Source organism: Bacteroides luhongzhouii, from assembly GCF_009193295.2.
GTDB classification, from domain to species: Bacteria; Bacteroidota; Bacteroidia; order Bacteroidales; family Bacteroidaceae; genus Bacteroides; species Bacteroides luhongzhouii.
The window spans coordinates 927,866-942,337 of sequence record NZ_CP059973.1 but is presented as its reverse complement, the minus strand read 5'-3'; the positions used below and the strand labels follow the sequence as shown (position 1 = coordinate 942,337).

General features: G+C 44.7%; 13 protein-coding genes. 4 read left to right on the top strand and 9 right to left on the bottom strand.

The features are described from left to right. Positions 1-2: 2 nt before the first annotated feature. The 9 genes from GD631_RS03605 to GD631_RS03565 form a co-directional block, all read right to left on the bottom strand. Entirely contained in the window at positions 3-752 is a 750-nt protein-coding gene (locus tag GD631_RS03605; protein ID WP_143258946.1) for a glycosyltransferase family 2 protein, read from the bottom strand. Then, the gene (locus tag GD631_RS03600; protein ID WP_143258947.1) at positions 745-2,010 is read right to left on the bottom strand and encodes a glycosyltransferase family 4 protein; all 1,266 of its coding nucleotides are present in this window, start codon (positions 2,008-2,010) and stop codon (positions 745-747) included. Before GD631_RS03600 ends, GD631_RS03605 begins: the two co-directional genes overlap by 8 nt. Positions 2,011-2,020: 10 nt before the next feature. Continuing rightward, entirely contained in the window at positions 2,021-3,139 is a 1,119-nt protein-coding gene (locus GD631_RS03595; protein ID WP_143258948.1) for a glycosyltransferase family 4 protein, read from the bottom strand. Continuing rightward, the gene (locus GD631_RS03590) at positions 3,112-4,134 is read right to left on the bottom strand and encodes a hemolysin activation protein (RefSeq protein WP_185911569.1); all 1,023 of its coding nucleotides are present in this window, start codon (positions 4,132-4,134) and stop codon (positions 3,112-3,114) included. The genes GD631_RS03595 and GD631_RS03590 overlap by 28 nt, the downstream gene beginning before the upstream one ends. Next, entirely contained in the window at positions 4,131-4,994 is an 864-nt protein-coding gene (locus GD631_RS03585; RefSeq protein ID WP_143258949.1) for a LicD family protein, read from the bottom strand. The genes GD631_RS03590 and GD631_RS03585 overlap by 4 nt, the downstream gene beginning before the upstream one ends. A 55-nt stretch (positions 4,995-5,049) precedes the next feature. Further along, positions 5,050-6,102, bottom strand: coding sequence for a hypothetical protein (locus GD631_RS03580; RefSeq protein ID WP_143258950.1), 1,053 nt, complete (start codon positions 6,100-6,102; stop codon positions 5,050-5,052). Further along, a complete protein-coding gene (locus GD631_RS03575) occupies positions 6,089-7,546 on the bottom strand; it encodes an O-glycosylation flippase (protein WP_143258951.1) in 1,458 nt (485 codons plus the stop codon). Before GD631_RS03575 ends, GD631_RS03580 begins: the two co-directional genes overlap by 14 nt. A 220-nt stretch (positions 7,547-7,766) precedes the next feature. Further along, on the bottom strand, positions 7,767-9,806 hold the full coding sequence (gene metG / locus GD631_RS03570; protein ID WP_143258952.1) for a methionine--tRNA ligase: 2,040 nt from the start codon (positions 9,804-9,806) through the stop codon (positions 7,767-7,769). Positions 9,807-10,051: 245 nt separating this feature from the next. After that, positions 10,052-10,765 (bottom strand): LexA family transcriptional regulator, encoded by a 714-nt coding sequence (locus tag GD631_RS03565; RefSeq protein ID WP_185911568.1) that lies wholly within the window; start codon positions 10,763-10,765, stop codon positions 10,052-10,054. Between the two features lie 395 nt (positions 10,766-11,160). Between GD631_RS03565 and GD631_RS03560 the strand changes: the two genes are divergently transcribed. From GD631_RS03560 to GD631_RS03545, 4 genes are all read left to right on the top strand, one after another. After that, positions 11,161-11,508 (top strand): hypothetical protein, encoded by a 348-nt coding sequence (locus tag GD631_RS03560; RefSeq protein WP_223225959.1) that lies wholly within the window; start codon positions 11,161-11,163, stop codon positions 11,506-11,508. A 51-nt stretch (positions 11,509-11,559) separates the two neighbouring features. Beyond that, the gene (locus GD631_RS03555) at positions 11,560-12,813 is read left to right on the top strand and encodes an RHS repeat-associated core domain-containing protein (RefSeq protein WP_143260708.1); all 1,254 of its coding nucleotides are present in this window, start codon (positions 11,560-11,562) and stop codon (positions 12,811-12,813) included. After that, positions 12,813-13,979 (top strand): Imm65 family immunity protein, encoded by a 1,167-nt coding sequence (locus GD631_RS03550; protein ID WP_143260710.1) that lies wholly within the window; start codon positions 12,813-12,815, stop codon positions 13,977-13,979. The genes GD631_RS03555 and GD631_RS03550 overlap by 1 nt, the downstream gene beginning before the upstream one ends. Before the next feature lie 74 nt (positions 13,980-14,053). Next, entirely contained in the window at positions 14,054-14,365 is a 312-nt protein-coding gene (locus GD631_RS03545) for a JAB-like toxin 1 domain-containing protein (protein ID WP_185911567.1), read from the top strand. The last annotated feature ends 107 nt before the right edge of the window (positions 14,366-14,472 follow it).

The window sequence follows — 14,472 nt, the reverse complement described above, 5'->3', positions numbered from 1 at the left end:
CTTTACCGGTGAGTCACCGCACGAATCACAAACCATGCATGATGTGCTACGGTGTCAATCAGCCCGTAGTGCTTTGCCATGATACGAAATCTCTCTTTGAGAGAGGCTTTCTGATTGCGGGTAGTCATTCCTTCATCCAGATAATCGATAATCGTCAGATGGGTATTGTGTAAGGTGCGCGCTTTTTTCATAAGACGGATGCACCAGTCGAAATCAGCAGAAAAACGATAATTCAGGTTGTAGGGCTCTACCAGTGTGTGGCGGGGGAAGAATGCCTGATGGCAGACTAACATACCCTGTTTGAAGCTTTTCCAGGTGAGCGTTTCGGGGGCGGACAATCTGCGCATCCGCAGGAAGTGTCTGTCCTGGTCTACGATAGCGGTTTCTCCGTAGAGCACATCGGGCAGTTCGCTGCCGTTGATCGTGTGCACCATTTGTTGCAGCGTGTCGTCTTCGTGAAAACAGTCACCCGCATTCAGGAAACAGAGATAATCGCCGCTGGCAAGAGCGATGCCCTTATTCATGGCGTCATACAGCCCTTTGTCCGGTTCGCTGACAACGGTGTGTATGTGCGGGCGGTAGCGGTTGATGATAGAGAGGGTTCCATCCTTGGAAGCTCCGTCTACGATGATGTATTCTATATGATGATAGGTTTGTGAGATAACACTCAGAATCGTGTCTTCCAATACCTTTTCAGCATTGTACGTCACCGTAATAATAGAGAACTTGGGAGTAGGATGGACACTATGCATATTTCCCTGTTATTTTATTGTAGACATCTGTATATTTTTTTGCGACGATGCTCTCCGAATAATTGCCCAAGACCTTGCGGCAGGCTTGTGCGGAGAGTTCATCGTATTCCGGTTCCGTCAATATCCAATGTATACCATTGGCAAAATCTTCCGAAGATTTGTATTGTGCCACGTAACCATTGTGCAGATGGTCGATCATTTCGGGGATACCTCCTACGTTAAAGCCGACACAAGGTACTCCGCATGCCATTGCCTCCATAATCATGTTAGGAAGATTCTCTTCCAGAGACGGGATGGCGAAGAGGTCTACGGCATTGTAGATATTTACCACCTCATGCTCATTTTTGATGTAAGGGAGCGGGTAGACATGGAAAGGAAGTTGTTCCTGTAATTGCTGTGACTGGTTGCCGAATACGACTACCCCCAATGACTCTTTCCATTCCGGATGCTTTTCTGCCAGCAGTTTGCAGGCTTCAATGAGATAGTCGACTCCTTTTCGTTTGTCGGTGATCTTTAACGAGCCGAACAAAACCAGTTTCTTACCTTCCGGCAACATGAACTTGGCACGTGCTTCTTTTTTGTTCATGGGTTTGAACAGGTTGGTATTAATAGCGTTCGGAATATTGGTGACGCTTTTCCCTTCGAACAATGCGCTGGTCCGGGCTTGTTCCTTCAGCCATTGACTGCATGTGACGAAATGGATGGGAGCGTAGTTGTATAACTTTTGTTTTTTGCGGAAAGTGCGGTAAGATAAATCTTTCCGGCCGCCGCCTTTGTAGATGTAAGGGCAGTCGTGACATTCCTGCTGATAGTTCTTGCATTCCCGTGCGTAGTGGCAGATACCGGTACATGGCCACATATCGTGCATGGTCCATACCACAGGTTTGCCGGAAGTGAGTATTTTCCGTATATCTTTCAGCGAGAGCATTCCCTGGTTGACCCAATGCAGGTGGATAACGTCGGCTTGGCGGAATTCCGGGAGTGAGGTGATGTCTGTCCCTGTGTTGGCAATATCAACATCGAACAGATGGTATCGGCGGAAACGATTGGCACTCCAAATAACGATCCGTTCCCACATGAATTTCCACACTTGTAGCCAGTTACTTTTTAAGCGGACCACACTGATTTGGTCGGTTTGTTTGTCACGCACCAGCATTTTGGCTTTGATACCGTTGTTTTTCAGTGACTCCATCAACCGGCTTGCTGCAATGGCCGCTCCTCCTATTCGTTCAGATGTATTTATAATCAGGACTCTCATGGGCAAAAGTTTATGCAAATGTACGTTTTTTAGAGGAAATGTTTGATATTTCCAGTAAGCTTTCTGCTATTTCGCGCGAAAAGATTTCGAGATTGAAGCGTTCTTCTGCCAGCTTGCGTGCATTCTTTCCCATGCGTCGTGCCTCTTCGGGATGGCCGGCGATGTAGCGGATAGCGTTTATCCAGCCTTGTACATCGTTATATTCTACGGTGATGCCGATTTCTTCCTTGTCGATGTCGATTTCGAAGTTGGGGTTGCGTGAGCAGATGACGGGGATGCCGAGGGCAAATGCTTCCACAAGAGTGGTCAGTCCTACGGTGTAGGGGAAGTCCAGACAGCAGATCACGATGCAGCTTTTGCGGGCTACCAGTTTTCCCAGTTCGTAGGGAATCACTCCGTCGGTATAGTGGATATGGATGGAGTCGGGCACTGAATAGCGGTCGAGTATCTTTTTATAGTTGATGTTGCCGCATGAGACGGCAATGTATAAATCCAATTCCTCGTTGGTTGCCGCAAATGACTGAAGCAAGGTGTCCACGTCCCGGTTCTCTTTGCCGGTGGAGATAAATCCTTCGGGCTTCCGGTCGGGCATTTCTGCCAACAGATGGTCGTAGAAAGGAAGGTCCGGGCCCCAATGTATCAGTTTAAGCTTGTGGGACGGAGCTTTCCGGGTTTTCTGCGAGTCCTGAATCAGTTTCCGGCTGAACAGGAACATTTGGTCGATTCCTTTGTAGAAAAGGCGGGAGATTTGTTCGCGCCATGGTTTGGGGTTGGTGACGACGGCCGTGTGATGCCAGATGACGATGGGTTTGCGGTACAGTCCCAGCGCACGGAGGAAGATGACGGGTTCTATTCCTCGGAAAGAGGTGGCATAGAGTACGTCATATTTTTCCTTGCAGAAGAGAATCTCTTTGGTGGCGTAAAACATGAGCTTCAGGCGACTGGAGAAATATTTGCATTTGTGCATTACGGAATGTATTCCGTAATTTTCCAGCAGAGGAAGTCCGTATAAAATATGCCCGGGGAATTTATATTCTTTCCATTCCTCGTAACTTTCCCGTGTGAGGCGGGTATGGTAAAAATAAATAGTAAGCAACTTCTTTAATGGTGCTTGTTTCTTTTCAGCCATTTGTTTATTCGGTTTTTGACAGCTTTCGTAATGATAGAAAAATTGCCGTATTTCAGGTTGAGGAACAGTTCTTCGAACGAACGCCCTATCTTGATCCACGGATGATCCCAACACATGATGCGGTAGACACTTTTCTTGTATGCTACATTTTCAATGACATAGCGGGGATGCCGCAGCGGAAAGTCCACTTCGTAACGTTTCATGGTGAAGATGCGGCGATAGCCTTTGGGCAGGGTGTGGACCGAGCCAGCGAAATGGGTGGAATCTGCCGTTGCTCCGAGGTTGTTTATCATGTTGCGGGTAGGCACGATGCTTAGTCCGGAGTTGAACAGGATAGAGGCGTGGAAGATGGTTTCATAAAAGGCTTTCTGCTGTTCCCGGTGACGCTGGCACATATAGATAAAGTCGCTCCGGAATTTGCGTTCCTTGATGAGTTGCTCAAGCTGTTGCATGTTGAATGAGTCGTCCAGGAAACTGTAAAACTCGTCCCATTGGTCGACTACCCGTTTCCAGCTCGCCCATCCCCAGATGGAAAAGGTGGTAGTGAAGAAATAGTCGGATGGCATATCCTTGGTGATTTCTTCGGGGTTGAATCCGGCAATCATGCTGATGCGGGTGTCATGTTCGTATTTATCCAGCATCTCCTTGCAGAATTGGAAAAAGGAGACGGAGGGCACGTCGTCGTCTTCCAATACGATGCATTTGTCGACTTTGGAGAAGGCCCATTTTTGCGAGATATATTCCGAAGGGTCACAGCCGAAATTCTTTTCCTGATAAAGGCGTTCTACTTCACATTCCCAGTCTATCTGTGATACGATTTCACGGCAGGCTTCTATTCCGGGCAAATCGCGCTCGTTTCGTGCTCCGTCCTGATAGAGGAAAAGCCGGGACGGACGTGCTTTCTTCACTTGCTCGAACACTTGCGAGAGTTGTTGCGGGCGGTTGAAGAACAGGATAAGTACCGGGACGTCTACTAAAGCGGATTTCATATTCATAGTTCTTGTTTTGGGGTTGTACTGAATGACAGGGCGGCAGGGTAGTGGTTATTCACAGTTTCCTGTTCTTCCTTTGTAAATCGATGCAAAGTCGGATAGTTGTATCGCAGGAACCCTTCCAGATCATCGGGAGCGGTCACGGTGAGGGGACCGAATTTCACCGGTTGCAGGTGGCGGATACTCTCTACGGTCACGTGGTCGGCGGTTGCCATGACGTTGTTGTAGTAGCGGGTGTTTCGTGAGTTGAAACAGCTTTGCACGGATACCAGCATCCGGTAAATTGCTTTTTTAGAGAAAAGAGAGTCGACTATTCTGTTCAGGAGACAGGAGAAGGCTCCCCGGTTTGTAGGGTTCTCTATTTCGCATTTGCCGAAGTGTTTCCACATCCATATTTCTTTTCCCATCAGGCAGCATTTGAGGAAGCCGAGTATGCCGGATTGCATTTGCCGCAACAGTTTGTTGTCGGGGATTCTGTCGAACGGGAAGATATCTACAAAGATGCCCGGATGCATCGGGACGTTCTTGAACATTTCTTCTACGAAAAGGGTGTTGTTCTTCTTGACCTTCGCGTAGTAATAGGGGGTGTGAGGGTCTGTCTCTATCCATGAAAGGAAGTAGGAAGGGCCTAGCTCCCCGGGTGCTACTTTTAAGAATTTGTTGTAATTCTCCCGCGTCATGCCGATGTCTATATCATCATCCCAAGGGAGAATACCCTGATCGTAGAGTGCGCCGATAGCTGTGCCGCCTATCACAAAATAGGGAATATCGTACTTCTGGCACACCCGGATGGTTTCTCCCAATATGTCGTAAAGTTCGGCATGTAATAAATCAAGCTCTTCGGCTGTATATTTCTTGTTCATCGGAAATGGTTAATGCACGTTGTCTTGCAAATGTAGTAATTATATTGCTAAGTTACTATAACTTTAAGTTTCCTTGCATAAATTCGGTGGCCACTCGCCCACGTCCAGGAATGGGGAGGACGGATGCCTGTGGGAAATCCGTGAGCAGACAGTCCGCCGGATTGATCTCCGGATAGAACTTCTTCAACAGGAACAGGCTGGGGCCGGTGGTGATACTTCCTATAAAGACGGAAGCATCCATCAATAGTTGTATCGAACAGAGGAAACGTGCCATTTGTTTCTGTTTCAGCTCTTTGGTGGTCTGTGTGAAGGCGCTGTTGACGTATCCTTGTTCGTTGGGGCTGCAAAGGGTGTACCAGTGTATGTCCGGGGCAAGGGTTTGCACTTGCTCGAAGAGGCGGTAGTCATCGGTCAATACAAAGACGTCTCGGATGGCTGTCTTTTCTTTGATGAGGCGTATGTAGTGTTCCGGTGGCAGCAGGTTGGTTTCGGTTATCTTGTCTCCTCCGCGTATCTGGCATCCTGCGTATTGAGGCGGAAGTTGCAGGGTGGCGGCAAATTGGCGACATTCCTGTGCGGTGGTGTCGTTGAGTTTCCAGGTGATTTCCGTCAGCTTTTGGAAGGTGTGGAGGTAGTCACCGTCTATTCCCAGTTCGGGGATATGGAAATGCTGGTTGGGGTTGAACGTCACTTGGAAGTTGAGCAATACCGGTTTGCCATACGTGAAGAAAGCAAGGGCTTTTCCGATGATGTTCTTGCAGGTTACTTTCAGTTTCCATTTCAGTAACTTCGTTTTAGATAGTTTTTTGTCTTGCATCAATGCTTGCCATGAAGGCAGGCGATGAGTGTTGTAGGTGCGATGAAACGGTTCGTGCACTTGCTCGCAGAAAGGTGCGAAACAGTCTTCCCAGCCCTTTTCCCATCCGAAGTTGGCGTCGTCGGAGTAAAGCTTGAACTGTATTTTGTGTTGCAGGCAATAGAGCATTGCATGGAGCATATAGGTGTATTCGGTAAAGAATCCGGCGTCTATACCTATGTGATAAATCATCGTCTTTTTGAAAGAACTATTCAGAAGGCGGTATTTGGTGGCAAGATCATTTGGGTTCATGTGTCTTCTTTTTGATGAAGTACTGGATGCTTTCTTTAAAGGTGACCGAACGGCTGCCCCACATGGCGGCTACGTAAAGTGCTGCTGCGAGCGCTATCTTGCTTGCCAGGCGGAGATAAATATTCTCGATGGAGCGGGTGGAGTAATAGGTGATTACCATAACGGTGGCGGCTATTAAAGCATAAGGAAGAATATCTGCCAAAGCATGGTGCAACTTTAGTCCGATTTCCTGTTGCACGAAGAAGTGCCACGTCAGTATCCATAATATATTGATGGATACGTAGACGGCAAGCATGGCATAGATTCCGTGCGAATGGGCCAAAAGGACACTCGTGAGTAGAATAATGCCGAGCACTATGGTGTTCCACATATAGATGTGGGATTTTCCTTTGCTGATGATGAGTTGCTGATAGAGTCCTGCAATAGGGATAAAAGCTCCACTAATACAGAGTATTTGCATGATAGATATGCTGGAGTGCCATTTGTCGGTGATGGCAATAGTAATTAGTTCTTGCGATATAATGGACAATCCCAACATGGCAGGAAACGAGACAAAGGCGGTGAAACGCAGCATTTTGCGAAATACCCGTTTTTGCCGTTCAAGGTCGTCCGACACTTTGGTGAGTACCGGCTGTGCCACTCCGTTTATCATGCCCGATATGAAAGATTGCCCCATTGTACACCATTTGTTGGCCTGATTGTAATATCCTACTTCCTTTTCGGTGTAGAACTTACCCAGTATCACGGAAAACAGGTTGTTGTTGATGTGATTGAAGATATTGGTAATTAAAAGTTTTCCACTGAATCCGAACATCTGTTTTATAGGAGCGAGATTGAATTCGAACGTAGGCCGCCAACTTGAAAAGTACCAGTTGCAAGCTGTATTGACGGCTACATAAACTATGCCTTGTGTGGCATACCCCCAATATGAGAAGCCTAGATAGGCAAGTGTGACTCCGGCAATGCCGGATATGGTAACTCCGATAACCATGGATAAAGACCGTTGTTTAATCATCAGATTACGCTGCAAATAGGCACTGTGGGAAATTCCCAAACTAGCGATAACAAAGCCTGTGAAAGCATATCGGGCTAGCGGTTTCAGTTCAGGAGTTTTGTAAAAATCAGCAATGAGTGGTGCGCACAGGAATAACACTAGATACAAGCACAGACTGATTGAAATGTTGAACCAGAATACGGCATTATAATCTTTATGCGTCACTTCTTTTCTAGTGACAAGGGCGGCTGTGAAACCACTTTCTTGTATTGAGCTGGCTATGAGGGAGAAAATGGACAACATTCCTACCATACCATAGTCTGAAGGAGTAAGTAACCGCCCGAGGAAAACTCCGAAAACAAGGGTGAGCAGCTGCTGTATGCCGTTGCTGAATCCTCCCCAAAATAATCCTTTGGCTGTTTTCTCTTTTAGTGACTGATTCTCGCTCATGCTATTATTTTACTTTATCGGATAGTATCTTTGCTTGTTGCTGTTCGGAAAATTCTTTCTTCCATTCTTCTACTTTCTGTTGGATAAGTTGTATGGTAGGTAGGTGTAATCACTTGTGAACGCAGTGCGTTCACAAGTGGATATGTTTTGTAAAATTGTCGGCAAAAAGCTAATTAGTTATTTCCAATTGCGCTTATACTGTAGGCGCAATTGAAAATTCTTATTTTACTTCGCTGCCCGGCTTCACCTCACGTCCCGGCATGATAACTGCCAGACTGCCGTCGTTGTTTTCGGCACTTAGAATCATACCTTCGCTGACGATACCTTTCAGTTTGCGCGGAGCAAGGTTGGCGATGAAGCAAACCTGCTTGCCTACCAGTTCTTCCGGTTGATAATGCTTGGCAATACCCGATACGATGGTACGTGTTTCCAGTCCGTCGTCGATTTTGAATTGCAGCAGTTTATCCGCTTTCGGCACTTTCTGACATTCAAGAATGGTACCTACACGGATATCCAGTTTCGTGAAGTCGTCGAATTCGATGTTCGGACGGATAGGATTAGCCTTGTAGTTGGCTTCTTCGTTTGCCTTCTTTGTATCAAGCAATTTTTGTACTTGTGCTTCGATAGTGGCGTCTTCGATCTTTTCGAACAATAATTCCGGTTTGTTCAACTGGTGACCTACAGGAAGAAGGTCGTCACGTCCCAGCTCAGACCATTCGAAAGTATCCATGTTCAGCATTTTGCGGAGTTTTTCCGAGCTGAACGGCAGGAATGGATCGAAGGCGATGGCAAGGTTGGCAACTAGTTGCAGGGAGATGTTGAGGATGGTACCTACACGCTCCATATCTGTTTTTGCCAGTTTCCACGGTTCGGTGTCGGCCAGGTATTTGTTGCCGATACGTGCCAGGTTCATAGCTTCTTTTTGTGCGTCGCGGAATTTGAATACGTCGAGCAATTTTTCCACTTCGGCTTTTACGTCTGCAAATTCTTTCAGCGTTTCTTTGTCGTAGTCGGTCAATTCACCTTTCGCAGGCACGCGTCCGTCGAAGTATTTTTGAGTCAATACCATTGCACGGTTCACGAAGTTACCGTATACGGCTACCAGCTCGTTGTTATTGCGTGCCTGGAAGTCTTTCCAGGTGAAGTCGTTGTCTTTCGTTTCCGGTGCGTTGGCGGTCAGTACGTAGCGGAGTACGTCCTGTTTGCCGGGAAAGTCGGCCAGGTATTCGTGCAACCATACAGCCCAGTTGCGGGAAGTGGAGATTTTGTCTCCTTCGAGGTTGAGGAATTCGTTGCTCGGCACGTTGTCCGGCAGGATATAGCTGCCTTCTGCTTTCAGCATGGCGGGGAATACGATGCAGTGGAACACGATGTTGTCTTTTCCGATGAAGTGGATCAGGCGGGTTTCAGGATCCTTCCACCATGTTTCCCAGCTGTCGGGGAGAAGTTCTTTGGTGTTGGAGATGTATCCGATAGGAGCGTCAAACCATACGTAGAGCACTTTACCTTCTGCTCCTTCTACCGGTACAGGAATACCCCAATCAAGGTCACGGCTCACGGCACGTGGTTGCAGTCCCATGTCGAGCCAGCTCTTGCATTGGCCGTATACGTTGGGACGCCATTCTTTATGATCTTCCAGAATCCATTTGCGCAGCCATGCTTCGTGCTTGTCGAGAGGAAGATACCAGTGTTTGGTTTCTTTCATTACCGGTTTGCTGCCGCTGATGGCACTTTTCGGGTTGATAAGATCCGTAGGAGAAAGCGAGGTTCCGCACTTCTCGCATTGGTCGCCGTAAGCGCCTTCCGAATGGCAGTGGGGACATTCTCCGGTGATATAACGGTCGGCAAGGAATGTTTTTGCTTCCTCGTCGTAATATTGTTCAGACGTTTTTTCGATGAATTCACCTTTATTGTACAATGTTTTGAAGAAATCCGAAGCCAGTTGGTGATGTGTCGGTGAAGTGGTGCGGCTATACACGTCGAATGAGATACCGAATTCTTCGAATGATTTTTTTATCAGCGCATGATAACGGTCTACTACATCCTGCGGAGTAATTCCTTCTTTCTTGGCACGGATTGTGATAGGTACCCCGTGTTCGTCCGAACCTCCGATGAATAATACATCTTCTTTTTTCAGACGCAGATAGCGCACATAAATATCTGCCGGTACGTATACACCAGCCAGGTGACCGATGTGGACAGGCCCGTTCGCATACGGAAGTGCCGATGTGACGGTGGTTCTTTTGAATTTCTTTTCCATTATATAGTGTGATTTTTGTTGTTTCAGCTTTGCAATGTGCAAAGATAGTGACTTTTCATCACAGATTACACGGATTAACGTAGATTTTTCATTCTCATAATCGTGGTTGTCTTGTAGTTGTGGCTGTCTTCATAGCAGTGGTGACTGACTTCATAGCAGTGGTGACTGTACTTACAATATCCAGCAGGATTTTTAAGAATTAATATAGAAAGATCTGCATTAATCTGTGTAATCTGTGGTGAGTCTTACATCATCATGTGTCTTCTGATGGAGAACTTCACAATCGCCATTGCGTTGATGGACGCGAATGGAATATCCATCGGTTCGTGGTGTGTGTTGTAACTCACCAGTTTGAGATGACCTTCCTTGTCCGACCGGTTTACGTACTTTACTGCCAGATACTCGTCTCCGTCAATCATAAACGATACCAGGTATATTTCTCCATAAATGACATTGTCGAAACTGCTGATTTCCTTGTATCCGATAATGTCTCCCGATTTCAATATAGGGTACATGCTGTCTCCGTTGACGTAGACCGCCCCGTCGCAGACGGATATATTCGGAATCAATATCTTCCCCAGTGCATACTGCTTTTTGTTGGTGAACAATGTTTTCAGGTTCGCAGCTGCCGTAATATCGTATAATGTCACGCTGCGGTCGTCTATCGGTTCGGGTGTTTTCGGATTGTGTATAATCTCGACTTCTCCCTGCACCAGTTCGCTTTCGCAATATCTCGGCTGGTGTTTCGGATTTCCTTTTCCCAATAATAGCCAGTTGTAGTCTACCTTGTCTCCAAACTTGTCAAGTAACAGACGGAAATCAATACTGTTTCGTGCCCCCCAATTGGAAACTGTGGCACGCGAGACGCCTAAGTATTCAGCCAATTCGCTGTCGTTCTTGAAGTTTAGCACCTGTTTGGCACGCTTCACTATTCCTGTAACATCCAAAAATGTATCCATTCTATGATCGTTTAATTTCGATGTAAAAATTCATAAACTCGTTAATTGCTAATGAGCAATTCGTTATCATCTTTTTGAGAATTAATTTCTAAAACCATTTATTTTATGCATGAAAACTGTTTTATTTTTGTGGTGTCCGGATGATTAAAACGTTTCAAAATTATAAATTAAAAACAGGATAACCATGAAAAACGAGGAAAAGTTAACGAAAGGTTGTGAAAAAGATCATTCACCGCCATTGGAATCGATCTGACCGTTCAGTTTAGTGAGTATATATATCTACCGTGGTGTATATATATCCCCACTACGGTGAACATATATATCCACCACGCTGTATATATATCCCCGGCAAACACGTCATTTTTATTCTTTAAATTTAAAAACAAGTAAGTATAATGAAACCGTTAAACTCTTTATCAACACGACTCCCCGCCTCGGCTACGAGCATCTGCGCGAATTGTAAACGCGAACTTTCTCTGGATTCTTTCTATGTGAACAAAACAACTTTTTGCCCGGATAAATACTGCAAAGAATGTCGTAAATCCATAAGCCGCAGGCAATATTGCAACGACAAACGTTCTCTGTCCGCATTATCCGAGCGTCCGTCTTACCCTGTCATTACACAGATTGAAGACCGTGAAACACGGATGCAGCTGATTTTGTACGCTCTTCAGGTGGTACGTTCTCTTCTGGAGCGCAAAAAGAGAAGAATGCTTGAAGAGGAATCTTTGTTGTGTCGATAAGCTTACAGACAAAACTGAACTCGATTAATTAACACAAAACTGAATTAGATTATGAATTTATTACGGAAATTGGTATTGACAGGCATCTTGTTCGCTGGAGGAATGAATCTGTTTGCGCAAGAGTCTGCCTATGCTTATAATGCAAACGGTAATTTGACAAAAGATTTAAATAAGAATATTGTTGACATTCAATATAATTGTTTAAATTTGCCTAGTTGGGTGCTATTTAAGAATGGTGATAGCATTTCAAATTTATACAGTGGTGATGGAACTAAAGTGCGCACGGTACAGGTTGTTGGCGGCGATACGCTGACAACGGATTATTGCGGCGATGCGGTCTATGAAAATGGAGTGTTGGTGCGGTTGCTGACTGAAGTCGGGTATATCACTTTAGCTGATACTACCTACCATTACTTTATCAGGGATCATCAGGGCAATGTTCGTGTCGTTGTGGATGAGCATGGCAATGTGGAGGAAGTGAATGATTATTATCCTTTGGGCGGATTAATGTCTGCGAGTTCCCGGTGGAGTGTCCAGCCGTATAAGTATAACGGGAAAGAGCTGGAGACAGCGGGCGGACTGAATTGGTATGACTATGGTGCCAGACGGTATGATCCTGTGCTGGGGAGGTGGAACGGGGTAGATCCGTCCTGTGAGAAACACTACAGTTGGAGTCCTTATGCTTATTGTAAGAATAATCCGGTGTTAAGGGTAGATCCGGACGGGAAGGATGATTATACAATAAATGGCGCGGGGCAACTTTTTAGAACTTCAATAAACAATTTCTCATATGATAGATTGTTAAGTACTAAAAAAAATGTCCCGTCAATTATTGTAAATGATAAGGGGCTGCTTTCAGGAATGTATGCTGCGCAAAAGTCGAATAAGAATGCTGGAATAGAATATTACAATTCAACAGCGAATCTTAATGATGCAGTTGCTGTTTTTAAGTTTGGTGCGGATAACACAGATGCAGAGTGGAAGTTGGATGTGTATGATAACCAAGGGAGTAAAACTACTATTGTGGGTACTTCTGGCAGAGAAAGTAGTGTTTTTTCGGACGTGCAAGATAAATTAGGAGTTGAAGGCGATAAAATTGTGGATCTGCATTCGCATCCGTATAATAAAGCAGCTTCTGATAATGATATGAAGAATTTGAAAATCAATACCGGTGCTATTTATTATAGAGATGATAAAGAACTTTTGTTTTATAATAGCAAAAAATCTCGTATTGAGAATGAGACTTTTAAAATAAGTACAAGTAGCGAACTGTTGAAAAGGTTGAATGATAAATTTATGAAGTAATGAGAAATATATTTTTTAATTTGATGTTTTTGTTTGTTATGGTAGGCTGTGCGCAGCCTACTCTTAATAAAGTGCAGCAAGTGGTGGAAGCGCAATCCGAATTGCTTGTGGACTGTGGTTTGATACATAATAAATATGTGGTGCTATATGAATTGGCGGTGAATGATTCCAATCATATATATCTGATTTCGGACTCTGAATTTCCTGTGGAATCGCATTTGGAGTCACCTTCCAAAATCGTTCCATACAAGGATAAATATCTCTGCTTCATAGAATTGGACGAACAGGAGATGCCTGTGGCTGATATAAAAGAGATGACTGGGTATTCCGGTAATCCCATGGTTGAAATAGACTATACCCCCAAATGGTGTGTAGTGATATCCAAGTTTGGAGAAAAAAGAGCATTGGTGGAGCTTTCATCGTATGAGGACTGGTCGTCATGGTTTGATATTGTGGAATTATGGCCATATTTGTCGGGGTATGTGGAAGACTATCCGGTACAGATGGGGGTGCTGTCCCATGACATTCAATTGGAACGTTATCCGGGTCTCTCGTTAAATGCAGATAGCATAAAGCGGGAACTATTTGATTGGAATGGCGTGAGGATAAAGAGTGTATATGGTCAAATGTATTTGAGGAATAATACGACTTCCACCGTTTGTCTGTCCTCAAGTACGAAAGAACACTATGCTGTTGTGAATGGTCGGGATAGCCTTTATTTATCCCTTTGCGATTCTTTGCCCATTGTCTTGAAGCCACTTGAAAGAAAGACAGTGGAATATAGAAGTTTGTCCGGTCAATCGGGTTCGTTTTTTTTTGAACATTTGGCATCCGAGAAAAATCCCTGGGAGTATTTTTATAATCTATTCTGCCGTTCAACCTATTGCCTGATGAATGTAAATGGGGAAGAACTGAAAACAAAAGTCATGTTTCACGATATTGGTAATTATGGGTTTGAGGTCACTTGTGAAAAGTTTGGAAAAGAAACTCTGTTCAGGATATTGAATCACGGCATATACGATAAGGAGGATAGAATAGAGAAAAATACTAAATTGTGGTGGACTGAATGGAATAACAAAAGTGAGGCAGACAGGCAAAAAATATCGGATGCTGTAGATGAAAAGTTAAGTGAGAAAAGGCAAAAAATAAATCCGGATAAAGAATGAACGTTTCATTGCGTTGATAATATAAGACGGACAGAATTGTTAATGTCCTATACGCTAGTGGAACAAGTGGGACAGTGTCGAGAATAAACCCTGAATGGAAGAATATTAGGGTATTTGACAAGTCTATTTTGCCTGCATTGAAAACAAACTTAGGCAATACTACCAGTGGCGTTAATTACTTTGCAGAAACATCCAGTGCGTATGATGCTGCCAATATCGCAACATTTAGTGTTGAGAATACCGGGGTTGAATGGAGATATACTGCCGGATACAGGGATGGAGAGAGGAAATATATCATAGGAAATAGTAGCCGTGATTATAGTGTTTCTACATTGGAAGGTATCAATAATAGGCCACTTGAAGGGTTTCAGCCAATCGTGGATTAATGTGTGGAAAATTAATACGATTCAACATTCATTACTCGATACATATAGATTTAGATTTTTAAGAGCCGGAATAAAATCAGATATTGGATGGATTGAGGCGAAATATA

Coding starts and splice junctions, on each gene's coding strand:
- GD631_RS03605 (WP_143258946.1), bottom strand. CDS start 752: ATGCATAGTGTCCATCCTACTCCCAAGTTCTCTATTATTACGGTGACG.
- GD631_RS03600 (WP_143258947.1), bottom strand. CDS start 2,010: ATGAGAGTCCTGATTATAAATACATCTGAACGAATAGGAGGAGCGGCC.
- GD631_RS03595 (WP_143258948.1), bottom strand. CDS start 3,139: ATGGCTGAAAAGAAACAAGCACCATTAAAGAAGTTGCTTACTATTTAT.
- GD631_RS03590 (WP_185911569.1), bottom strand. CDS start 4,134: ATGAATATGAAATCCGCTTTAGTAGACGTCCCGGTACTTATCCTGTTC.
- GD631_RS03585 (WP_143258949.1), bottom strand. CDS start 4,994: ATGAACAAGAAATATACAGCCGAAGAGCTTGATTTATTACATGCCGAA.
- GD631_RS03580 (WP_143258950.1), bottom strand. CDS start 6,102: ATGAACCCAAATGATCTTGCCACCAAATACCGCCTTCTGAATAGTTCT.
- GD631_RS03575 (WP_143258951.1), bottom strand. CDS start 7,546: ATGAGCGAGAATCAGTCACTAAAAGAGAAAACAGCCAAAGGATTATTT.
- metG (WP_143258952.1), bottom strand. CDS start 9,806: ATGGAAAAGAAATTCAAAAGAACCACCGTCACATCGGCACTTCCGTAT.
- GD631_RS03565 (WP_185911568.1), bottom strand. CDS start 10,765: ATGGATACATTTTTGGATGTTACAGGAATAGTGAAGCGTGCCAAACAG.
- GD631_RS03560 (WP_223225959.1), top strand. CDS start 11,161: ATGAAACCGTTAAACTCTTTATCAACACGACTCCCCGCCTCGGCTACG.
- GD631_RS03555 (WP_143260708.1), top strand. CDS start 11,560: ATGAATTTATTACGGAAATTGGTATTGACAGGCATCTTGTTCGCTGGA.
- GD631_RS03550 (WP_143260710.1), top strand. CDS start 12,813: ATGAGAAATATATTTTTTAATTTGATGTTTTTGTTTGTTATGGTAGGC.